The organism is Latilactobacillus graminis DSM 20719 (assembly GCF_001436415.1).
GTDB classification, from domain to species: domain Bacteria; phylum Bacillota; class Bacilli; order Lactobacillales; family Lactobacillaceae; genus Latilactobacillus; species Latilactobacillus graminis.
This window is the reverse complement of the sequence record NZ_AYZB01000002.1, coordinates 71,370-95,848: the sequence shown is the minus strand read 5'-3', so window position 1 is coordinate 95,848 and position 24,479 is coordinate 71,370. Positions and strand designations below refer to the sequence as shown.

Genomic DNA, 24,479 nt, shown 5'->3' with positions numbered 1-24,479 from the left:
GTCGACAAACTTTTCTCAGTTCCCCCTGAATTAAATGAATGTCTATTCTCTATTATGCCTTATTTGCAATAATTTGCATACCATCAAGCTTTAATTTAACCCCGTAAAGGCTAAAAAATTAATTACTTTTAAACCAACAAAAAAGCGGTAGACTGATTTGGTTCAGTCCACCGCCTTAATATTGTGGTTGGCCTTCTCAAACCATTTATTCTAACAAATTAGCTGAACTGTTTGCTAGAATTCTGCTTCGAGAATACCTTTCAATTCTTTAATCAACGGTTCTTTGGGATTAGTTACCGTACAGTTGTCTTCATACGCCAATTCGGCTAAATCAGCCACATGCCGGTCAAAATCAGCTTGCGTCACGCCGTTATCGCGTAAACGCATCTTGATGCCGATATTTTTCGCTAATTGTGTAACAGCATCAGCATAGGCTGCTACCAATTCCGCGGTATTCTTGCCTGGTAAGCCAAGATATCGGGCAATCTCAGCATAATCTTCATCCGCTCTAAAATAACTATATTTAGCCCAGAGTGCTCGTTTAGTAGGTGTCTTGGCGTTATACCGAATCACATGAGGCATCGTGATGGCAATCATCAAACCGTGGGGCAAATTGAAGGCGCCGCCTAATTTGTGAGCAAGCGAATGGTTAATCCCTAATAAAGCATTGGCAAACGCCATACCGGCCATTGTTGAGGCATCGTGCATATTTGCCTTAGCGGTCTTATCGCCCGCATAACTAGCCTGCAAATTATCAAAGACCAACTTGATTGCTTGCAAACTGAGTCCTTTCGTATAATTTGATGCCATCACAGATACATAGCTTTCCGTCGCGTGACATAAAACGTCCATTCCCGTGTGTGCTACCACGCGAGACGGCACACTTTCAATAAATTGACTATCCACAATTGCCACATCCGGCGTTAATGCATAATCAGCCAACGGATATTTGATGTGTGTTTCACTATCTGTAATAACTGCAAAAGGTGTCACTTCAGAACCCGTTCCTGAAGTCGTTGGAATGCAAATTAATTTCGTGCGGTCGAGATTTGGAAATTTGTAAGTTCGCTTCCGAATATCTAAGAACTTTTGTTTGGCGCCAAAAAAGTCTGCATCCTGAGAATTGTAGAATAAGCACATCCCTTTAGCTGCATCCATCACTGATCCGCCACCGATGGCCACCACAGTATCAGGTTGAAATTGTTTCATCGCTTCGGCCCCTTGGTAGATTGTATCGGTTGATGGATCAGGTTGCACATCAGTAAAAGTCTGTACTTGCACTTGCTTAGAACGGCGCGCCAAAACAGCTTCAACAATCCGCACGTAGCCCAAATCAACCATTCCTTGATCAGCAACGATAAAAACCTTGTTCAGGTCCGCCATTTTTTCTAAGTAATTTACTGAATTTTTCTCAAAATAAATTTTGCTGGGTAATTTCATCCATTGCATGTTATTGCGCCGATTAGTTAACGTCTTAATATTCAACAAATCAATTGTCGAAACATTGTGGGAGATTGAGTTATGCCCGTATGAACCACAACCAAGCGTCAAGGATGGCAACATATCATTGTATAAATCGCCAATCCCACCTTGCGCCGATGGTGTGTTAACTAAGACACGGCAAGCCTTCATTCGTTTGGCAAATTCAAGTGGCAAGTCTTCATCCGTGGTGTGCAACGAAGCTGTGTGCCCAAGCCCACCAAGATCTAACATTGCTTCGCAGAGCTGTATGCCTTCTTCGCGATTTTGGGCTTTAATCATCGCCAAGACCGGAGATAATTTCTCATGTGACAATGGATATTGATCCCCTACCCCTTTAATTTCAGCAATTAAAACGGGAGTTGCTTCTGGAATATCAATTCCCGCTAACTGGGCAATTTTAGCGGCGGACTGCCCTGGAATTGAAGGCCGGACTGCGTTTTTATCAGGATCAATAATCGCTTCGTTGAGCGCAGCTAACTCATTATCTTGCGCAAAATAAACCCCTTGAGCTTGGAATTCGGCCTTCACTGCCGCGTAAATTTGGGCATCGACAATCACTGCTTGTTCAGAAGCACAAATCATTCCATTGTCAAAAGACTTCGATAAAATCAAATCATTGACGGCTTGTTTAATATTGGCAGACGCTTCGATATAAGCCGGTGCATTACCAGCACCCACCCCAAGTGCCGGTTTACCGGTTGAATAAGCTGCCTTAACCATTCCAGGACCACCAGTTGCTAAAACAGTCGCGATCCCTTCATGATTCATTAAGGCTTGAGTCGCTGCTAAACTAGGGGCTTCAATGTATAAAAGGGCATCCGCTGGTAACCCAGCTTTGACTGCCGCAGCTTTAATTACATTGAGGGCTTGGGCCGAACAGTGTTGGGCATTCGGATGAAAAGCAAAGATGATCGGATTACGCGTTTTAATTGCAATTTCAGCTTTAAAAATCGTCGTTGAAGTCGGATTGGTCACTGGTGTTACTCCAGCAATTACCCCCACCGGTTCAGCAATCTTTGTGATACCATGTTCTGGATCTTCTTCAATTACTCCCACCGTCTTATTATCCTTAATAGCATGCCAAATTTCTTCAGTCGCAAAAATATTCTTAATCGCCTTATCTTCATAAATACCACGACCGGTTTCTTCAACTGCCATTTTAGCGAGTGCCATATGCTGATCTAACCCAGCAATCGCCATTTGATGTACAATGTGATCAATCTTAGCTTGATCGAATGTTTCCAAAATTGCTAACGCGCGTTGCGCACGTGTGACTAAATCTGTGACGATTTCAGTCACTGTATTTTCAACTACCGGTTCAACTACTGCTTTCTTAATCATATCAATTCCTCCATGCCATTAGCTATTGTGATTTGTTTAACAAAGTTAGTTTAGCGCATTCCAACTTATTTGTAAACCGTTTTGTGAATTTTATTACAATATACAACGCCATCATGAAAGCTATCCCAATTAATATGCTTCTTAATTGATAAAATTTTCACTATTAATAACCAAAAAAAGCCCATAATCTGATTAACCAGATTATGGGCTTCCTAAAATTCTTGTCTTACTTGGTTTCTTCTTCTGGTGTTGCGCCTTTTTCTTCAACAACTGGTGCAGCATCCACAGCGGTTGGCGTTACCGTACGAATGGCGTTCAAATTAAATTTAAGGTAAACGCCGTCACAGTCTAAGACCACGATTTTAGTATCCGTATTAACGGAGTCAATCACCCCGTGTAAGCCACCAATCGTAATTACCGCATCACCTTTTTTCATTTGATTAACCATTTCTTGATGCTTTTGTTGTTGTTTCTTTTGAGGACGCATAACCATAAAGTACATCATTGCAACCATTAAAATTAAGATTACAAAGAAACTTGGATTAAAACCGGCAGCGCCTAATACAAAGTTTACCATTCAAAAAAACCTCTTTTCAATTTGTCTACCATTAACTCTATCAGACTTACCAACCAACTTCCAGTGATTCACTAGAAATTCCGGCTATTCTTTTCATTGTAACCATATTCTTCAAAGAAAGCTTCCCGAAATTCTAATAAATTATCTTGTTCAATCGCATTTTGTACTTGATGCATCAAATTAATCAAGAAATATAGGTTATGATAACTCGTTAAATGAATTCCAAAGGTTTCATCGGCTTTAATCAGATGTCGAATGTATGCCCGTGTGTAGTTCTTGCAAACATAACAATTACACTTGGGATCAAGTGGCCGAAAGTCCTCTGCATATTGTGCGTTCTTAACAACCAAGCGGCCTTGCGAGGTCATCGTTGTCCCGTTCCGCGCAATCCGCGTGGGTAGTACACAATCAAACATATCAACGCCGCGAATAACGCCGTCTATCAACGCATCTGGTGAACCGACGCCCATCAAATAACGTGGTTTGTCTGTTGGCAATAGTGGCGTTGTGAAATCAAGAACGCGATTCATTTCGCCTTTGGATTCCCCAACCGATAAGCCGCCGATAGAATAACCAGGAAAGTCCATCCCAACTAAATCACGTGCACTCTGCCGGCGTAAATCTTCAAAACCGGCCCCCTGGACAATCCCGAATAAACCTTGAGTAGCTGGATTTTGGTGTGCAATCAAACCCCGTTCTGCCCAACGTGATGTCCGCTCAACTGATTTTTTTACGTAATCATAGCTTTCAAAAAAAGGCGGACATTCATCAAAACTCATCATAATATCAGCGCCTAACGCGTTTTCAACCTGAATCGCTTTTTCAGGTGATAAAAACAGCTTTTCACCGCTTAAATGGCTTCTAAAAGCAACACCGTCTTCACTAATATCACGCAATTTAGCCAGTGAGAATACTTGGAACCCGCCGGAATCGGTTAATACCCCACGATCCCAGTTCATAAACTTGTGGAGGCCACCCGCTTTTTCAACGATATCTTCTCCTGGACGTAACCAGAGATGGTAGGTATTCGATAAAATAATACCAGCCCCAATCGCTTTTAGTTCTTCTGGGGCCATTGTTTTCACACTGGCTTGCGTGCCCACAGGCATAAACATTGGGGTTTTAAACGTACCATGCGGCGTTACAATTTCCCCCAAGCGCGCACCCGTATGTTTTTCTTTTTTGATTAAACGATACTTAATCGCTGGTTCCATTCAATCGACTCCAATTCTAGGATTATTATTAATTCAGTAATAGTTGGTAGACTTCATTTGGGTGACAGATCGGTGATCATCAAAATATCACTCCGGAATTGAAATCCGACTTTTTGAATAATACGTTGCGCTGCATGCCTAAATTATCAAGAGGCATATCAAGCCGCAAATCATGCACAGCACTATCAAGAGCCATTCGATGGATCACAAAACACGGGCTGCCTTCTTCGCTTGGCTTTTAAAACCGCCTTAGCTCGCTCGATAATCGCTAAAATTCGCGGTAAATCAGCAACCATTGCTTTTCGCAAATACATTAAGGCGACCATTTCAATTTAGATCAATTATTTAACAAACATGGCATCACCAAAACTAAAGAACCGATAGCGTTCATCAACGGCATGCTGATAGGCATGCAAAATATTTTCCCGTCCCGTAAATGAAGCAACTAACATCACTAGCGTTGATTTAGGTAGATGGAAGTTCGTAATAAAGGCATCCACGACTTTCCATTCGTAACCAGGTTTAATAAAAATATCAGTCCATCCACTATCGGCTTTGATTTCACCATTAAACTTCGTTGCAATGGTTTCTAAAGTCCGAATGCTCGTTGTCCCCGTAGCAATAATTCGGCCGCCGTTTTGGCGAACTTCATTTAAAGTTGCGGCCGCATCTTCGGTTAACCGATAGAATTCACTATGCATTTTATGATCTTCAACGTTATCTTCTGAAACTGGACGGAAAGTCCCTAAACCAACGTGTAACGTTAAATAAACAAGTTTAACCCCTTTATCTTGCACCTTTTGTAAAAGTTCTTCTGTCCAATGAAAGCCAGCGGTCGGTGCTGCTGCTGAGCCCGGTTCTTTGGCATAGACGGTTTGATACATTTCTGGATCGTCTAATTTCTCCTTAATATAGGGAGGTAATGGCATTTCGCCTAGAGTTTCCAAAATTTGCATGAAAATCCCGTCATATTTAAATTCAATCATCCGGCCGCCATGTTCAAGTTCTTTAGTGACTACGGCCTTTAATTGACCATCTCCAAAAACAACTTCCGTTCCAACCTTTGCCCGTCGTGCGGGTTTCATCAAGACTTCCCATTCATCATCATGCGTGTTGTTTAAAAGCAAGACCTCTTCGTGGCCGCCTGTATCAGGTTTCACCCCATATAAACGAGCTGGCAAGACCCGTGTATTATTCATGACAACTGCATCGCCGGGGTTTAATTCATCGATAATGTCATAGAAAACCTGATCTTCTAGTGCGCCTGTTTTATGATCCATCACCAATAAACGAGAGGCGGCCCGTTCAATCATTGGTGTTTGAGCAATTAATTCTTCTGGTAAGTTATAATCAAAATCTTCTGTTGAAACCATTGTGTTACCTCTTTCTAATTTTCTGAATAGGGTATTCCGAGATGTTCGTAACCAGCAGGCGTCACTACACGTCCTCGGGGTGTTCGCTTTAAAAAACCAATTTGTAATAAATAGGGTTCATAGACGGCTTCGATTGTTTCGTTTTCTTCACCAATGTTAGCCGCAATCGTCTTCAAACCAACTGGGCCACCATGATAATAATCAATCATCATCTCTAAAATCTTACGATCAATACTATCTAAGCCGCGGTTATCCACTTGCAATTGGCTCAGCGCATGATCGGCAATTGCCTGATCAATTGCTGCTTGATTGGCAACTTGGGCATAATCCCGAATCCGTTTTAACAAGCGGTTCGCGATTCGGGGGGTACCGCGCGACCGGCGCGCAATCTCGTGCGCCCCTTCTTGAACAATTGCCATATTAAATACATCTGCCGAGCGTTCCACAATATCGACTAAATCGGCTTCATCATAATATGCCATATGTTCAACAATTCCAAAACGATCACGCAATGGTGCTGACAATAATCCGGCCCGCGTGGTCGCGCCAATTAAAGTAAACGGGGGTAAAGGGAAATGTACAGGATGTGCAGTTGGGCCTTGTCCGACCACAATATCGATGTAGAAATCTTCCATCGCTGAATAGAGTAATTCTTCAACCACTTTCGGTAAGCGATGAATTTCATCGATGAACAAAACATCCCCCGGTTGCAATTCATTTAATAAGGCCACCAAATCTCCAGGCCGCTCAATTGCTGGGCCACTTGTGGTGCGAATCTGTACTTGTAATTCATTGGCAATCACCATTGCCAAGGTTGTTTTACCTAAACCGGGCGGTCCATATAATAACACATGGTCTAATGACTCATCACGTTTTTGAGCAGCCGCAATATACACAGCCAACTCGTTTTTGACTCGGTCTTGACCAATATATTGTGCGAGGACTTGTGGCCGTAACGTTTTTTCAATACTTGTCTCTGCAATATCTTCATTTTCCGCGGAAACAATGCGTTCTTCTGCCATCCATTAGTCCTCCTTTATTTCTTCATTAATAATCGTAAACCTTCGCGTAAATATTGATCGGTCGTTTGGGCACTAAAATCAGTCAGCGATTTGGTAATCGCCTTGACTTCGCGCGCTGAATAGCCCAATGCAGTGAGGGCCGCCAATGCATCATTTAATTCCGGTGACTGTCCCGTTGTCCCCAAATCAATTGCTGTTTGACCAGCCAAATGATCACTTTGTTCTAGATCATCGAGTTTCCCCTTTAAATCTAAAATAATTTGTTGGGCGGTCTTCTTGCCAACCCCAGGAAATTTAGTTAAATAGCTGACATCATCGGTCATAATTGCTTGAATTAGGCCAGAATGATCGCTATTGGCTAAGATTGCTAAAGCACTCTTGGGGCCGATCCCAGAAACACTAATTAGTTTTTGAAAAATCTGTTTCTCATCTAAATCATAAAAACCAAATAACGTGATGTCCGTATCGCGTACAGCTTGATAAACATAAATTTGAACGATATCGGTCGTTGATTCAACATAACGATACGGATTAGCCACTTGTAACTGATAACCAATACCTTGTACTTCTAAGACGACATAGAAAGGATTAACGGCTGTAATCAAGCCCTTTAAATATTCATACATAATTTTACCTACTTTACGAGAACGTATATTTGCTTGTTAAATTGTAACATAAAATCCGAACCATGAAACGGCGCACCGTTAAAAAGGGCGAAAATATAAAAAAGGCCACCTACGTAGCCTTTTCAATCCAAACTAATCCTTCGATACCAAATTCAAGCGTCTCATTACGTTCCCATTCTTCGATCAACATACTTTACTTGTTAATTTGCAGAAATTGTATCACATCCAATCGATTCATACAAGCGACGAAGCGTTTTGGGAACCAGATTAGATTATTCCCCCGACCAGCTTTGGTGTGGGTCTTGAATCCGTTTAAACATCTTTTCTAAATCTTTTTGTGTGTAATGAATGAGCACTGGACGACCATGGGGGCAGTTGAACGGATTTTCCGTCTGTGCCAAATCGGCCAGTAAGGCTTTTGCTTGCGCATCGTCTAAGTGGTGATGCGCTTTAATTGACTGCTTACAACTAATCATAATGGCCGTTGCTTCGCGAAAATGGGCAATGTCTAACTTACCATTTTCCAACACAGTTTCAATCATTTCGCGGATGGTCGCTTCTTCTTGTCCTTGGGCAATCCAAGTTGGGTGGCTGTGAACTACAAAACTATTTTGGCCGAAGCTTTCAAGTTGTACTCCGACGTCCGCTAGGAGTTCCTTGCGGGCTTGAAGCTTAATTGCATCGCTATTTGGATACTCCAACACAAGCGGTACTAATAAATTTTGCACATCGTTGCTAACTTCTCCAATTTTTTCCCGGTAGTATTCGTATTTAATTCGTTCTTGGGCGGCATGTTGATCAAGAATGTAAAAGCCATCTTCACCTTCTGCTAATAAGAATGTATCGTGTAACTGCCCAATGTAGTGCAACACTGGGAATCGTGCAATCGGTACTTCATTGTCCTCAGCTGTTTCGCCAAATGGATTTCCCACCGATTCAGCCGCATACTTATCATCCCATTGTGCGAGTTGCCGCGGTTGTTCAAAAATTGGCAGGCTGTTTAAATTCGGATCCGCCGTCGGTTCTGTCTTGAGCGGCGTCTCAGTTTCGGCAATCTGAGTTGCTGTTGGCTCGGTTTTCATTGTTTTTTCTGGCATTGATGTTTGGTGTACTGGCCGGACTGTCCCAGTGGCATTCCGGCGTTGGCTGGTGATCTGATTTAAATCCATCTGCAATTGATCAACATCGACTACTTTTGTCTGTTTTAAATTCTGGACCGCATCCGGAATCAAATTTTCCGTCCGTAAGCGACCATAAATTGCTTTTTCAATCAGTGTCATTAAAGCTGGTTCCTTACTTAAGCGCACTTCCTGCTTAGTCGGATGGACATTAACGTCGATTAATAATGGATCCATTTGAATATTTAAAACTGCAACTGGATAGCGACCAACCATCAATTTAGAGCCATACCCCTTAATAATGGCTTTATTTAATTGATAATTCTTAATATAACGACCGTTAATCATGATTGATAAATAATTCCGGCTCGCACGGGTTAACTGTGGCAGTGAAACGTAGCCGGTTAACTTAAAATCAAGATCTTCAGCACTAATTGATAAGAGCTGTTTTGCCATCGTTACCCCGTAAATCCCTGCAATCGTTTGTTGCAAATCATCATTGCCCGCCGTCTTCATTAATAGGTGGTCATCGTTGGTTAAAGTGAACGCAATTTGTGGATGGCTCATCGCCAGCCGGTTCACAATATCGATGACGTTTGCTAACTCAGTTTGGAACGTCTTAACATACTTTAGACGGGCCGGGGTATTAAAGAATAGATCACGAACCGTAATTGCCGTACCCGGTCGAATCGGACTAGTTTTTTGTGTTTGTAAAATACCACCTTTAAAGTGAGCAAATGTGCCTAGTGAATTAGCCGTAGCCGTTTCAATCGTTAAATCAGATACCGAAGCAATACTGGCTAATGCTTCACCACGAAAACCGAGCGATTGAATCTTAAAAAGATCTTGGCGGGTGGTAATTTTACTAGTTGCATGCCGCTTAAATGCGGTTGAAACATCATCTGGCTCAATCCCATCACCATTATCGATGACTTGCACCAGTTGAAGCCCAGCCTGTTCAATCACAATATCGATTTGAGTACTATTGGCGTCAATTGCATTTTCTGCCAATTCTTTGACCACTGAAGCCGGCCGTTCAATAACTTCACCAGCCGCGATTTGATTACTTAATATTTCTGACAGTTCATGAATTTTCCCCATTAGCGTCTCCTTTTCATCTTTTGTTTATTTGTGATTCAATTGTTTTTGCCATTGGTATACCATATTTAACGCCTCTAACGGAGTCGCACTCATTAAATCAAATTGCTTCACAGCAGTCAAAACTTGATCAATCTGGGGATCAACTGGCGCTGTGTCTTCTGGTTCAAAAAGTGAAATTTGCTCATCGACTTGTTTCGCAGATCCAGCGACCGGTGTAACTGGCGCGCTTGGTTTATCTTCCAACTGTGCCAGGATGACGTCTGCCCGTTTTAACAATGGCACTGGCATTCCGGCAAGCTTGGCCACATGAATCCCATACGATTTATCAGCTGGGCCTGCCAACATTTTGTGTAAAAAGACTAACTCACCATTTTCTTCAACCGCACCGACGTGCACATTTTTCAATGCTGTTAACGAATCGGCTAAACTTGTCAATTCATGGTAATGCGTTGAAAAAAGCGTCTTTGCATGCACGTTATCATGAATATATTCGATAATTGCTTGGGCTAAAGCCATCCCGTCATAGGTAGCTGTTCCGCGGCCAATTTCATCAAAGAGAATTAGACTATTGCGCGTTGCATTCATGATTGCACGGTTGGCCTCCATCATTTCGACCATAAAGGTACTTTGACCCGAGATTAGATCATCAGCAGCCCCAATTCGTGTAAAAATTTGATCAAAAATCGGTAAGTTAGCTGATTTAGCGGGAACAAAACAGCCCATCTGCGCCATAATCACGGTCAAGGCGAGCTGTCGCATATACGTACTTTTCCCAGACATATTCGGGCCAGTAATTAAGAGCATGTCCGTTTCATCATCCATTTGAACTGCATTTGGAATATATTTTTGACGCCCAAGAACTTTTTCAACCACCGGATGTCGACCATCAACTACATCAATTTGATGGCTATCAGCAGTTAATTTAGGCTGAACATAATGATAGTTTTCACTGATTACCGCAAAGCTTTGGAGGACATCCAAAGCTGCAACCTCTTTAGCAAGGGTTTGTAAGCGTTCAATTGCGAGCTTTACCGTTTCACGAACTTGCGTGAACAATTCATATTCAAGGGCCGTTGAATGTTCTTCAGCTTCTAAAATTAATTGTTCCTTGGCTTTTAACTCTGGCGTGATAAACCGCTCGGCATTAGTTAACGTTTGTTTGCGCTCATAGCGGCCCTCTGGTAATGCCGCCAAATTTGCTCGTGTCACTTCAATATAGTAACCAAAGACGCGATTAAAGCCGATTTTCAAATTATGAATACCAGTCACTTCACGTTCTTGAGCTTCAAGTTGTGCTAACCATTGTTTCCCATTGGACATCGCATCCCGATAATCATCAAGGGTTTGATTATAACCGGATTGAATAATTCCGCCATCAGTTACTGAAATCGGAGCATCCGGATTGATGGCCGTCTCAATTAGTTCACGCACATCATCAACTGGATCGAGTTGTCCTAAAGCCCGCTCAAAGGCTTGATGATCGTTAATTCCAGTTAAAATTGTTTTAATAGTCGGAATCTGCTCTAATGAAGTCTTTAATTGAATTAGATCACGACCATTAACACTGCCAAAAGCAACTCGGCCAGCTAACCGCTCTAAGTCATAGACTTTCGTCAACGCATCTTGTAGGTTTGTTCGTTCAAAATAATGGTTCATGAAACTGGCAACTTGGTGCTGACGATTTTGAATCGCCTTAAGATCTAACAGTGGCCGCTCTAACCATTGTTTCAATAAACGCCCACCCATAGCCGTCTTAGTTTCATCTAACAACCACAATAGGGTGCCACTCTTATGACCCGTCCGTAATGAAGCTGTCAATTCCAGATTCATCTTAGCCGAATAATCTAATTTTAAATACTGCGACGGTTCATATTCTTGCGCTCGCTGTAAATGTCCAAGCTGTCGCTTTTGTGTCGTGGCTAAATACAAAACAAGTTGTTTAATAACCGCCAATTCAATTGGTTGGGCAATGTTTTGTGAAACAAAGCTAACCTCAGCCGTTGCTTCCCCATCTGCTTGATATGATACCAAAATTTGTTGTTGTACTATCGCCTGAACGACTTCACTTGCGACATCGTGATTGATTACTACTTCTTTGGTTTGTAAACTCAACATTTCATTGAGTAATAAATCAAAACTCGCAATTTGGCTAACCTTCATTTCACCGGTCGATAAATCGGTATACGCAAATCCAAATTGATCACCCTCAACAACCACTGCCGTTAAGTAATTGTTTTGTTTGGCATGACCAGCCTTTTCATCCATCATAGTCCCTGGGGTCACCAATTGAACGACTTCGCGTTTCACCATTCCCTTGGCAGTTTTAGGATCTTCCATTTGTTCACAGATTGCAACCTTATAGCCTTGGTCAACGAGAATGTCAATGTAATTTTGGGCAGCGTGATGCGGTACACCACACATTGGAATCGGATCATCCGCATTCTTGTTACGCGCAGTTAGGGTCAGTTCTAATAATTGCGAAGCCTTAATAGCATCGTCATTAAAGAGTTCATAAAAATCACCGAGACGATAAAATAAAAAAGCATCCGGGTACTGGTCTTTAACCTTTTGATATTGCGCCATCATTGGCGTTTCTTTTGTTTTTTGTGGCATACCGTTAATCTTCTTTCATTGACGTTCGTTTGCTGTTTTGCTTTTAAAATTGTGTATATGGGTGGTCTGGTGAAATCTGAATGGGTTTAATCGTTTTAGCTTGACCCGTTTGATCGTTGATTTCAATTAAACAACCATTCAATTGACCAGGACCTTCTGTGACTAACTCGAAGCGCTCTGATCGCTGTGTTTTGAAGCGGTTAATAATTTTTTCGCGTTTCACACCCAAAATACCATTATATGGCCCAGTCATGCCGGCATCCGTTAAAACTGCCGTTCCTGCCGGTAATACACGGGCATCATTCGTTTGAACATGCGTATGGGTTCCGACCAATGCCGAAATGCGGCCATCTAAATACCAAGCTAACGCTAGTTTTTCACTTGTTGTTTCAGCGTGGAAATCCACAAAAATACAGTTGGTTTCTTGGCTAATTTCTGCGACCATTTCATCTAGCATAACAAATGGATCACTTAATAGCTCATTCATTAAAGCACGCCCTTGTAAATTGATAACCGCCAATTTAGCTTGGTTAACATTAATCATTGTCATGCCTTGCCCCGGCGTTCCTTGGGGGAAATTAGCAGGACGCACTAATTTGGGAGCATCGTCGATGAAGTCTAGAATGTCCCGTTTATTCCACGTATGATTCCCCATCGTAATCGCATCAGCTCCCGCTTGTAAAAGATTTTTATAATCTTTTTGGGTCATGCCTTTACCGTCTGCGATATTTTCGCCATTAATAATCGTGACTTGCGGTTTATATTGTTGCTTTAATAGTGGTAAATAATCATTCACCATTTTTTGTCCCATCGTCCCAACTGTATCACCAATAAATAAAATTCGCATGTCGCGCCCCTTAATGTTCTTTTTCTAACTTTAATAGCTTCTATTGTAGCAATTTTTACCTAGAATACAAAGTTTTGCGCCAAGTTAGTCACAACAAAAAAAGCCACGTTCACCTTTTGAAGTGGACGTGGCTGATAACGTGCTTTTCAAACCATGTTCCTGTGCTAGTTATACAATAATAGGAACAGCTTCAATTTGAACGTAACCAGAAACATTTCTTAGTGTTTTAGATGATAACTGTATGTTGAGATGATAATATTTTCGCGATTGGCAAACGCTGTTCTAAGTCGTAAACTCGATTGATTATGCAAGATATTTTGCCATGGCTTACGAGGCACAAATTGTGGCACTAAGACAGTTGTGGTAAAATTCCGTTTTTGTGCATTTTTGCTAACAATATCAACAAATCGGACAATTGGTTTTTGAATTGATCGATACGATGAATGCACATCAACGAAACGAACATTGGGGAAATCTGCTTTAAATTCAGCCTGAATTTCCCGTTCTTTGACTGGATTCTCATCCGTTGAAACGTGCATGGCAATGACGTAGTCCCCGATTGATTGTGCGTAATCGAGTGCGCCGCGCGTCACCTGAGTCACATTGCTGACTAAGACAATGACGGTTGAACCGTCATAATCATGCAAGACAGCTTCTTTAGCACTCACACGTAATTGAAGCGCCACCTTCTTGTAGTGATCATGAATTTTATAGAAAATCCAAATCATAATCGGCATAATAATGAAAAATGGCCAAATGTCAGGTAACCGATAAACAAAGAGAATCACTAAGATGGCAAATGAGATCAAGGCTCCTACAAAATTGGCAATTGATTTACCAAACCAATTCTTGGGCCGTTCAACCCACCACTTACGAAGCATCCCTGATTGTGAAAGCGTAAAAGGAATAAACACACCGACTGCGTAAAGCGGAATCAAGCGCGATGTATCACCATTAAAGATGAAAATTAACGCCATTGAACCGATTGCCAAGGTAATAATTCCGTTTGAATAACCTAAGCGATCACCACGATCCATATACATATGTGGCATATATTTATCTTTTGCTAGGTTATACGCTAAGACCGGAAAAGCTGAAAAACCGGTATTCGCCGCCACGGCTAAAATAAAGGCCGTCGCAAATTGGACGATATAAAACAAAAAGCCCTTTCCAAAGGTCCGTTGGGCAACCTGTGATAAAACCGTTACTTTTTCAATCGGGACAATCCCATACCAGTAATTTAAAAAGGTGATTCCAGCAAAGAAGAAACCTAAGATGGCAGCCATAATTGCCAATGTTTCCGCAGCATTTGTTGCGCGTGGCTTCTTGAAAAATGGTACAGCATTACTGATTGCTTCGACCCCAGTTAACGAGGATGAACCAGATGAGAACGCTCTAAAAATCAGTGCCATTGAAACGCCTGGCACAACTGCCCCCACCGTTGATGTTGCGTGAAATGGAATCGCACCTGTAAAGATTTTATAACACCCAATGATAATCATTAAGGTCATCATCAAGACAAACAGGTAAACCGGCACCATTAAAAACGATGCCGATTCACGCATTCCACGCAAATTCATTCCCATCAAAATCAAGACGATTATAAATGAAATGCCAACTTGATGCCCGTATAAGGCCGGAATCGCCGATGTGATAGCTTCCGCGCCAGCGGAAATACTAACCGCAACGGTTAACATGTAATCGACCAACAATGAACCACCGGCCACTAAACCAGCGTTTTTCCCCAAGTTTTCACTGGAAACCACGTAGGCCCCGCCACCACCTGGATAGGCATGGATCACTTGTCGATATGACAAAGTTAATGACAGTAACAAGACAAGTACGAAGGCCGCAATTGGAATTGAATACCAAATCGCTGCTGCCGAAAGGGTTGTCAAAACAATGACAATTTCTTCCGTCCCATAGGCCACTGATGATAAAGCATCAGAAGACAACATTGCTAATGCTTTGAAGCGCCCTAATTTTTGATTCCCCTCATCGGAGGACTTCAACGGTTTCCCGATAAAAATCCGTTTTAACTGTTGCATCGCAATCTGACCCCTTTAAATGATTTTTCTAACATAAAAAGCCCTCATGTGAACATTCTTCATCGCAATTCACACAGTGACTTTTGAATTTTTCAATAACTTTAAAAAATAATTGCCGTTTATTCAAACAAGACGTATTCTACTATAGTTACACGCGAATTACTACCACAATTTAAAAAAGAACTGACCAAATTAATCGAAGTATCTCGATCAGTTTGTCAGTTCTTTTGGTGTTTATGATAAACGCCGGGCAAAGTCTGGCTTATAATCAGTCATTTTAGTCATCCGGACCTTATCACCTGGTTGTGGAGCTTGAATAAAGTAGCCATCACCAATGTAAATTGCCACGTGATGGGCAGTCCCAACACGCCCCCAAAATAAAAGATCGTTGGGTTGTAATTCATTTAGCGGGACATCTTTCCCTAATTTGCTTTGATCTTGTGAGACTCGGGGTAATTTAATCCCATTTTTAGCATAAACATATTGCACTAATCCGGAACAGTCAAATCCTTTGGGAGTTGTCCCACCCCAAACATAGGGCACCCCTATATACTTAACCGCTTCTTGTACAATTTTGTTATTCATTAAATCTTTGTTGCTAGTAATTAAAGTCGCTCCAGCATCACTTGCTGCTTTTTGTGCAGCTGCTTGTGCCGCAAGTTCTTTTTTGAATTTTGTTTGAAGCTGCGTTAGTTCGCCATTAGCTTGTTGCTTTTGCTGATTCAAATCTTTGATTGCCTGGGTATTTGCTTGTGATAGTGTTACTAATTTGGCTTGCTGTGCTTCTAGTTCGGCCTTTTGTGCAGCCTTTTGCTTGGCTAGTGATGCCGTTTCAGCGGCATTATCTGCCTTGGCATCCAACAGACGATTCATGATTGACCCTTTTTGAAATAACTCACTTAGGCTCTGACTTGATAGCAAACTATCAACCATATTCTGCTTAAGGCTACTATCGCTAGTTTGTAATTTGCGGAGATTACCTTCAATAATAGCAACTTGTTGCTGATAGTCAGCGGATGTCTGCCTAAATTCAGTTTGTTTCTTTTTGATATCGGCTTGTTTAGTCGTCATTTGTTGATTAAGCTGTTTTGTTTTTAAAGTCAGATTACTAATATTATTATTTAGTTCGGATAAATGATCTTGTGCTGTTTTTATCGCCGTTTGTGTCTGTTCAGGCGTTGCTTGAACAACCTGCGGCCGCACTAAAAAAAAGCCCATGACCATTAAGCAAATCAGTAATATCTGATGAATACGGTGATTCATTGCCAACACCTCCAATGAATATTATACCGCAAATTAAATTAATTAATAGTATTGCGCATTTTTTATGAAATAAAAAAACCCAAAACTGTAATGTTTTGGGTTTGCTTACTAACAGTATACTTATTGGCGTGTATTATACAATCTGACCTACAAGCCCATCATGACTTAAGTGATTGAAAATACTGCGCATTATTAAGCATCCGTCTTTAAATTTACATCATCCCACCCATTGATGGGTCCATACCTGGTGCTGCAGGTGCTGCTGGATGTTCTTCCGGTTTATCAGCAACTACTGCTTCGGTAGTCAACATTAAGGCTGCCACGCTAGCCGCATTTTGTAAGGCTGAGCGCGTAACCTTCGTTGGGTCTAAAATCCCAGCGTCGATCATGTTTTCCCAGTTACCATTAGCTGCATTGTAGCCAACTTCAACTGGTTGTGTTTTAACTTTTTCAACAATCACTGAGCCTTCAAGACCAGCGTTGGTTGCGATTTGACGCACGGGTTCTTCCAATGCACGAAGGACAATGTTAATTCCTGTTTGAACGTCGCCTTCTTCTTTAAGGGCCGCCACACTTTCGATAACATCGATTAATGCTGTCCCACCACCGGCAACGTAGCCTTCTTCAACAGCCGCACGCGTTGCGTTCAATGCATCTTCAATGCGATATTTTTGTTCTTTCAATTCTGTTTCTGTAGCAGCACCAACTTTGATAACTGCAACGCCACCAGCTAATTTAGCCAAGCGTTCTTGTAATTTTTCACGGTCAAAGTCTGATGTTGTTTCAGCAATTTGTTTCTTAATGTTTTCAACTCGTTCGGCGATGGCATCTTTGCTACCAGCACCTTCAACGATTGTTGTATCATCTTTTGTAACGGTTACTTTGCCAGCTGTCCCCAATTGATCAATGGTTGTTTCTTTCAATTCTAGACCAAGGTCGCTAGTAATCACTGTTGCACCTGTTAATGTCGCAATGTCTTCTAATTGTTCCTTACGACGATCACCGAAACCAGGGGCTTTAACAGCAACCACGTTGAATGTCCCACGAATCTTGTTCAAAACAAGGGTTGGTAATGCTTCACCATCAACATCATCAGCGATGATTAATAACGCCTTACCTTCTTGTACGATTGATTGTAATAGTGGTAAAACATCTTGAATATTTGAAATCTTTTTATCGGTAATTAAGATATATGGATTATCTAAGTCAGCTTCCATTTTATCGTTGTCAGTTACCATGTATTGTGACAAGTAACCACGATCGAATTGCATCCCTTCAACCACGCTTAATTCAGTGTCAATTCCTTTTGATTCTTCAACTGTGATAACCCCATCGTTACCAACTTTTTCCATTGCATCAGCAATTAAATGACCAGTTTCTTCGTTAGCTGATGAAACAGCAGCTACTTGAGCAATTGCATCTTTACTTTCAACTGGGTGTGAAATTTCGTGTAATTTTTTAACAGCTTCTTTAGTTGCCAATTCAATCCCACGACGAATCCCGACTGGGTTAGCGCCAGCTGTAACGTTCTTCATACCTTCACGAATAATTGCTTGGGCTAAAACCGTTGCAGTAGTTGTCCCATCACCAGCGATGTCGTTTGTTTTTGAAGCGACTTCCGAAACTAATTTGGCACCCATGTTTTCAAAATGATCTTCTAATTCGATTGCTTTTGCAATTGTCACCCCATCATTAGTAATTTCTGGTGAGCCATAAGCTTTTTCTAAAACAACGTTACGGCCTTTAGGTCCTAATGTAGTTTTAACCGTATCAGCTAATTGATCAACTCCAGCCAACATCTTTGAACGTGCATCTTCTGAAAATCTAAGTTCTTTTGCCATAATCTATTCACCTCAAAAAAATTTTTTATTCTTAATTACTCTGTTTATTTGTTATTCTTAATTATTCAATAACAGCCATCACATCTTTAGCATGGAGCACTAAATATTGTTGGCCAGCGTATTCAACTTCTGAGCCTGCATATTTATCATAAATAACTTCATCGTCTGTCTTAATATCAAGTGGAATTCGTTTACCGTCGTTGGTTAATATCCCAGCACCAACTGCGACTACTTTACCAGTTTGTGGTTTTTGTTTAGCATTACTAGCTAAAACAATTCCACCAACTGTTTGTTCTTCTTCGTCCTTAACGGCGATAATCACGCGATCTTCTAATGGTTTTAACATTTAAAATCCCTCCATCAATTTTACTTTTTTAGCACTCTATTATCTTAAGTGCTAATCACAATTTTTATCATAGCATTTTTTCAAAACATTGCAAGTCATATGCTAGCACTTTTGCAATTTGAGTGCTAATACGCTAAGCTATTGTCACAATCATCTTTGAGGAGCTTCAACATGATACGCGATCAAGAAAACTCGACCATTATTATTAGTTACCTACTCACTCTATTAATCCCCAGTGCATTGATTCGTTGGGGCCACTTATCGGTAACCTTTTTTCTCCTGACGACCATTGTTGATTGTTTAGGTGCCATTTGGTTACTTTATTTAAACCAGCGTACCGCAACCAACTCACTTGAGCAACGGCCACTCAAGCACAAGTCAATTCTCATCTGGGGTCTGTGTGGCATCGTCCTCACCCTACTCGTGCAAATGTTGGCCAGCATCTTTGAACAAAACATCTTACATGTAACGGCCAAATCGCTCAATACAATTTCCCTCATGAGCTCGATGAAAAAACAGCCATTTTTAATTCTAGCGACCACTATCGCAGCTCCTGTAATGGAAGAAATTACATTCCGCAAAGCGCTTTTCGGCGGCTTGGCTAATCATTTAAACGATTTTATAGCAGCCATCATTGCGAGTCTACTGTTCGCCTTTTTACATCAGGATGGTCATTTATTAATCTATACTGCAATCGGCCTGTTCCTATGTTGGCTATATCGCAAAACCGGTTCAATTTTTTCAACCATTATTAGCCATGCCGGCATGAATTTGATGGTCACACTGCTTTATTTCAGCCATTAAAAATAGCGTTCAAACAAAGAGCTGACTGGTTCGCCACTTGTTTAAACGCTATTTTAGTCTTGCTTAGGCTCATCAACGTAATTATCAAGGAAATAAATCAACGTTTGTAATTCTTTTGCCAAATCAACATTTTGAATCCGGACATTTGTAGGTACTGAAATTCGAATAGGGGTAAAGTTCATGATGCCCTTAATGCCAGCGGACACTAGCTCATCTGTTACCTTTTGTGCTTGCTCAATGGGCACTGTTAGAATAACAATCTCAATTTGTTGATTATTCAATTGTTCAACCATCTCGTCCATTGAATAAACCGGAACCCCCGTTTGAATTGTACCAACCATTTCTGGCTTCACATCAAATGCAGCACTGATGCGAATGTTGTTGGTTTGTTTAAAATTATAATTCAAAAGGGCATGGCCTAAATTACCGACTCCAACCAAAGCAACGTTAGTCAATCGATCTTGATTCAAGGTCTTCTTGAAGAAATCTAATAATGAAGCGACATCATAGCCATAACCACGTTTGCCTAATGCACCAAAATATGAAAAATCGCGCCGAATTGTCGCACTATCGACTTTAACTGCTTCAGACAATTCAGTTGACGAAATTTTAGTTTTTCCTGAATTATTCAAAAAATTTAGATAGCGATAATATAAGGGCAAACGTTTAGCTGTTGCTCTTGGAATATTATTCTCAACCATTTGGAACCTCCTTTTACATTTGTTTGTGAAAATAGTGTACTACCATACTGAAATGATACTGAATTTTCTTGTGAAAAGCAATAAATTTACAATTTTGCCTGTCAATCAACTAAATCTGTTATGATAGTTGACAGTAGTTCTTCCAATTAATCATTCAACTTTGAAAAAACCATACGAAGGGATTTTTAGCCGTGATATTATTACAAGTTCAACAAGTCGCACGCAGTTTTGGCGGCGATTACCTTTTTAAAAATGCCCAACTTGAAGTCCAAGACCACGCCCGCGTTGCTTTAGTCGGACCAAATGGAGCCGGTAAATCAACCTTATTGAAGATGATTGCCGGTATTACAACACCAGATGAAGGTCAAATCATTCTTAGTAAAAACGTGCAAGTCGGTTACCTGGCCCAAGATAGCGGACTGGATTCGACACGCACCATTTATGCAGAAATGTTAACCATTTTCGATGATTTACGTCAAATGGAAACCCAAATGCATGATCTCGAAACAGCAATTGCCGACACCACGATTGACCATGCCAGTGAAGCGTACACTGCCTTATTAAAGCGTTATGATCAAGTCCAACACGACTTTTCAGAGGCCAATGGCTATGGCTACGAAGCTGAAATTCGTGGTGTCTTACATGGTTTTCAATTTCCAGAAACTACCTTTGAAAAGCCAATTAGTACCTTATCTGGTGGTGAACGTTCGCGCTTAGCCCTAGCTAAATTGCTGCTTGAGAAAAAAGATGTCCTTATTTTGGATGAACCGACAAATCATTTGGATATCGAGACTTTAACTTGGTTGGAAAACTATCTGCAGACTTATCCTGGTGCTTTACTCACTGTCTCACATGACCGATATTTTTTAGATAAGATTACTAAGGAAGTTTACGATATGAGTCGCCATACATTGACCCATTATACCGGCAATTACAGTCACTTTTTGACCTTAAAAGAAGCCAACCGTTCACTCGAATGGAAGGCCTACGAGAAACAGCAAGCCGAAATTGATAAGCTTCAAACCTTCGTCGATAAAAACATCGTTCGCGCTAGTACCACGAAACAGGCCCAAAGTCGGCGTCGTCAACTTGAAAAAATGGATAAATTAGATCGTCCACAAAACGAAGCCGGTAAGATCCATTTTCATTTCGAAAGTGAGCGTCCCAGTGGCAATGAAGTCTTACAAGTTTCTGATGCTGCAGTTGGATATGCCCCGGATAAAATTATGGTGTCACCCATTAATTTCGCCGTTAATCGGCAAGAACGCTTAGCCATCATTGGTCCCAATGGAATTGGCAAATCAACATTGCTTAAAAGTATTTTGCACCAAATTCCCTTCATAGAAGGTCACGAAAAAGTTGGCAGTAATGTTTCAATTGGTTACTACGATCAAGAGCAACATAATTTGCATCCCAACAAGACCGTTCTAAACGAGTTATGGGATGAACATCCGACGACCCCCGAAAAAGAAATTCGCACGCTCCTTGGCAGTTTTCTATTTACAGGTGACGATGTTCTGAAAGTGGTTGCCCAGCTCAGTGGTGGTGAAAAGGCACGTCTGTTACTAACCAAACTCGCGATGAATCACGATAATTTTTTAATTATGGATGAACCCACGAACCATCTGGACATTGATAGTAAGGCAGTCTTAGAAAAAGCCCTTCGAGAATTTGATGGTACTGTCCTCTTTATTTCCCATGACCGGTACTTTATCAATCAAGTTGCTACCGGCATTATCGAATTATCCGAGGCCGGTAGCAAACGCTATCTCGGCGATTATGATTATTATCTGGCCAAAAAAGCTGAAGAAGAAGCTTTTGCCGCTGCTGATCAAGATAATTTGTTTGTGGCGTCCACCGCAAACGCACAAGATAGTTACAAAGCAAGCAAGGAAAATCAACGTGTCCAACGCAAACTAGAGCGTGAAGTAGCCGCCTTAGAAGCCAAAATGGCAGAAGAAGAAGCCCAAGCCAATGCGATTCAAGAACAAATGACCCAGGCTGATGTGATTACCAAACCGCTCATGCTCCAAGCACTCCAACAAGATCTAGAAAAAGTACAAGCCAAGCTTGCCCAAACAGAGGCCGACTGGGAAGAACAAGCGATGGCTCTAGAAGCACTAACCCAATAAATAGGCCCACGTCGTTTGGAAATTAGCCGTGTGTGCCACATTAAATGAAAGCTAGGATAAAAGGTAAGTGACCTGTGTTGCTCGCCTTTTTTTGTGGTTCCTTTGCCAAATAAGATTCAGACATCAAATGCAGTTAAGTTATTGAGTTACTCATAATCATTTCATAAAAAAATGGTGCTAACTTTCAAAAGAAGTCAGCACCATTTTACTAAAATCTAACCGATCAATGTTAACGCTTGTTTCAAGACGGTTTCGCCGTCCATCATTCCATAAGCCTTCATATCAATTACTTCAACGCCAATTCCCTTTGGCGCCAATTTTTCTTTAAATTGGCCTTCCATAAAACGCACTTGAGGGCCTAAGAGGACGCAGTCAATTTTTTTAGCTTCGAGTTGATTGTCTGCATCTGATGCGCCTGTTGCAAAGATTTCTACATCTAAATTTTGTGCTTCAGCGGCCTTTTGCATCTTTGAAACTAATAAACTAGTCGACATTCCTGCCGCACAACATAACATGATTGTTTTTTCTGCCATAATGAATTACCCCTTAAATTTTAATTGATTAGAAAGCGATAAAAGGCTTATAAAAAGCGTTTTCATTTCTTCTACTTTTTTAGTATAAGCGTTTTCTTTTTTAAAGTCAATTAATGTTATTTAAAAATAAATTTGTGGGTCATTTTGTTGATACGACACATTTTTTAACTAACTACCTGTTATTTTATTGCATAGAATCAGGCCTTAACTACCTGACTTTTATCGTGATTTATGCTTAAATTAAAGTTAATATTTTTTTATAGGAGGTATCATGATTCAACCTTTTAAAACTTTTTACTTATTTATGTATGGGCTCGTGCTCAGTGCCATCATTGGTGTGTTATTAGGCTTATTTTATAGTTTACAAAGTGCGTTGATTACTTTTTTTTGGCAATCAACGCCTTGGCGGATACCGCTAAATATCGTGATGCTCATAGTTATTGGCGCAATCATCATTAACACCCGACGTCACTTTGGCCCACTGCCGCAAAGTCTCGGCTTAATCAAAGCCGATTTAGCGCAAACTGGCACGGCTAATTATCGTTATGTACTATTACAGATGATTATTCCGGCCGTGATTCTAGTTAGTGGGACTAGCTTAGGGCCGGAAGCAACTTTAGTCAGCTCGACATTTTTATATAGTATTTGGCTAGCAGACAAGGTACGTTATGTGGCTGCCCATTTTGAAGCCTTTCGTCGAGCACCTTTTTACAAGCGCATTGCAATTTTAGCGACACCGCATCGCTACCTAACTCATTTCAATCTTGATCACGCCCCGCAAACACTACTAGCACGTTTTAAAAAGCAAATCCGCATCACAGTCTATTTCTTGAATGGCGTTGGTTGGTTTAGCGCTATCTTTATCCTCAGTGGAGAACCGTCACTGATTATTCGTATCGGGCAATCAAATTGGACCAGAAGCGACCTCGCTTGGTTCTTACCACTTTTAATTGGTGGTTACTTGTTAGGCACCATCTGGCGATTAGCAATGATCCAACTGCGCAAAGTGATTCAAGCTCGACTGACTAATGAACACTCACGTGTTATTTTTGGTGGTGTTATGATTTTCTTAGCTAGTATTTTTACCCCTTCCATTCTATTTTCAGGCCAGCATAATTTTCATCTATTAGCGACTGTTTGGCAAGCTCAATCCGTCAGATTTTTAATTTTACACTCCTTATTAAAACTGATTTTATTAACAATTTGTTTAAATACTGGTTGGTTGGGCGGCGATATCTTTCCTGTTTTGTTTGCTTCAACCACGCAAGCGATGGCTATCAGCCACTATCTACCGCATGTCGATCGACTTTTTGTGATTGGCATCATTGCGATTAGTATGGGCAGTGCTATCTTAGAGGCACCCCTAGTGGCCGGTCTGATCATGGTTATTTTATTCTTACCGATTAATTTACTTTGGCTTGGCTTACTGGCCACTGCGATCTTATTTGGGTTCCAAAAAGGGCAACGCATCTATCAAAAACACCATGCACCAACGAC

Annotated in this window: 18 protein-coding genes; 3 read left to right on the top strand and 15 right to left on the bottom strand. The window is 41.1% G+C overall.

Features of this window, described 5'->3' with window-relative positions; translation table 11 throughout:
- Window positions 1-234: 234 nt before the first annotated feature.
- The 13 genes from adhE to groES all read right to left on the bottom strand — a co-directional run bounded on the left by adhE (window position 235) and on the right by groES (window position 18,812).
- Window positions 235-2,820, bottom strand: coding sequence for a bifunctional acetaldehyde-CoA/alcohol dehydrogenase (gene adhE, locus FC90_RS01065; protein ID WP_404804638.1), 2,586 nt, complete (start codon window positions 2,818-2,820; stop codon window positions 235-237).
- Between the two features lie 229 nt (window positions 2,821-3,049).
- The gene (yajC, locus tag FC90_RS01060) at window positions 3,050-3,400 is read right to left on the bottom strand and encodes a preprotein translocase subunit YajC (protein WP_057907455.1); all 351 of its coding nucleotides are present in this window, start codon (window positions 3,398-3,400) and stop codon (window positions 3,050-3,052) included.
- A 71-nt stretch (window positions 3,401-3,471) separates the two neighbouring features.
- Window positions 3,472-4,614, bottom strand: a complete 1,143-nt coding sequence (tgt, locus tag FC90_RS01055) for a tRNA guanosine(34) transglycosylase Tgt (RefSeq protein WP_057907454.1) — start codon at window positions 4,612-4,614, stop codon at window positions 3,472-3,474.
- 341 nt (window positions 4,615-4,955) lie between these two features.
- Entirely contained in the window at window positions 4,956-5,987 is a 1,032-nt protein-coding gene (queA, locus tag FC90_RS01050) for a tRNA preQ1(34) S-adenosylmethionine ribosyltransferase-isomerase QueA (protein WP_057907453.1), read from the bottom strand.
- A 14-nt stretch (window positions 5,988-6,001) separates the two neighbouring features.
- Window positions 6,002-7,009: a Holliday junction branch migration DNA helicase RuvB gene (gene ruvB / locus FC90_RS01045; protein ID WP_057907452.1), complete on the bottom strand. Its 1,008-nt coding sequence runs from the start codon at window positions 7,007-7,009 to the stop codon at window positions 6,002-6,004.
- Window positions 7,010-7,023: 14 nt separating this feature from the next.
- Window positions 7,024-7,635, bottom strand: coding sequence for a Holliday junction branch migration protein RuvA (ruvA, locus tag FC90_RS01040; protein WP_057907451.1), 612 nt, complete (start codon window positions 7,633-7,635; stop codon window positions 7,024-7,026).
- A 272-nt stretch (window positions 7,636-7,907) separates the two neighbouring features.
- Window positions 7,908-9,854, bottom strand: a complete 1,947-nt coding sequence (mutL, locus tag FC90_RS01035; RefSeq protein WP_057907450.1) for a DNA mismatch repair endonuclease MutL — start codon at window positions 9,852-9,854, stop codon at window positions 7,908-7,910.
- Between the two features lie 24 nt (window positions 9,855-9,878).
- Window positions 9,879-12,467, bottom strand: a complete 2,589-nt coding sequence (gene mutS, locus FC90_RS01030; protein ID WP_057907449.1) for a DNA mismatch repair protein MutS — start codon at window positions 12,465-12,467, stop codon at window positions 9,879-9,881.
- 43 nt (window positions 12,468-12,510) lie between these two features.
- Window positions 12,511-13,314 carry a TIGR00282 family metallophosphoesterase gene (locus FC90_RS01025; RefSeq protein ID WP_057907448.1) on the bottom strand — a complete coding sequence of 268 codons (804 nt, stop codon included), beginning with the start codon at window positions 13,312-13,314 and terminating at the stop codon, window positions 12,511-12,513.
- Window positions 13,315-13,532: 218 nt separating this feature from the next.
- Window positions 13,533-15,362: an APC family permease gene (locus FC90_RS01020; protein ID WP_057907447.1), complete on the bottom strand. Its 1,830-nt coding sequence runs from the start codon at window positions 15,360-15,362 to the stop codon at window positions 13,533-13,535.
- 234 nt (window positions 15,363-15,596) lie between these two features.
- Window positions 15,597-16,625 carry a C40 family peptidase gene (locus tag FC90_RS01015; protein ID WP_057907446.1) on the bottom strand — a complete coding sequence of 343 codons (1,029 nt, stop codon included), beginning with the start codon at window positions 16,623-16,625 and terminating at the stop codon, window positions 15,597-15,599.
- Window positions 16,626-16,837: 212 nt separating this feature from the next.
- A complete protein-coding gene (groL, locus tag FC90_RS01010) occupies window positions 16,838-18,466 on the bottom strand; it encodes a chaperonin GroEL (protein WP_057907445.1) in 1,629 nt (542 codons plus the stop codon).
- Window positions 18,467-18,527: 61 nt separating this feature from the next.
- A complete protein-coding gene (gene groES / locus FC90_RS01005) occupies window positions 18,528-18,812 on the bottom strand; it encodes a co-chaperone GroES (protein WP_057907444.1) in 285 nt (94 codons plus the stop codon).
- A 171-nt stretch (window positions 18,813-18,983) separates the two neighbouring features.
- Here groES and FC90_RS01000 point away from each other — a divergent pair, with 171 nt between their 5' ends.
- Window positions 18,984-19,616 (top strand): CPBP family intramembrane glutamic endopeptidase, encoded by a 633-nt coding sequence (locus FC90_RS01000; RefSeq protein WP_057907443.1) that lies wholly within the window; start codon window positions 18,984-18,986, stop codon window positions 19,614-19,616.
- A gap of 53 nt (window positions 19,617-19,669) precedes the next feature.
- Here the strand turns inward: FC90_RS01000 and FC90_RS00995 are convergent, their stop codons facing one another.
- A complete protein-coding gene (locus tag FC90_RS00995) occupies window positions 19,670-20,317 on the bottom strand; it encodes a redox-sensing transcriptional repressor Rex (RefSeq protein WP_057907442.1) in 648 nt (215 codons plus the stop codon).
- Between the two features lie 191 nt (window positions 20,318-20,508).
- Here FC90_RS00995 and FC90_RS00990 point away from each other — a divergent pair, with 191 nt between their 5' ends.
- Window positions 20,509-22,449, top strand: a complete 1,941-nt coding sequence (locus tag FC90_RS00990; RefSeq protein ID WP_057907441.1) for an ABC-F family ATP-binding cassette domain-containing protein — start codon at window positions 20,509-20,511, stop codon at window positions 22,447-22,449.
- Between the two features lie 215 nt (window positions 22,450-22,664).
- Here FC90_RS00990 and FC90_RS00985 read toward each other — a convergent pair whose 3' ends face one another.
- Complete coding sequence (locus FC90_RS00985) at window positions 22,665-22,982, bottom strand: PTS sugar transporter subunit IIB (protein ID WP_057907440.1); 318 nt, start codon at window positions 22,980-22,982, stop codon at window positions 22,665-22,667.
- Window positions 22,983-23,253: 271 nt separating this feature from the next.
- Between FC90_RS00985 and FC90_RS00980 the strand changes: the two genes are divergently transcribed.
- The coding region (locus FC90_RS00980; protein WP_083481980.1) for a chloride channel protein at window positions 23,254-24,479 on the top strand (1,226 nt) is incomplete at its 3' end.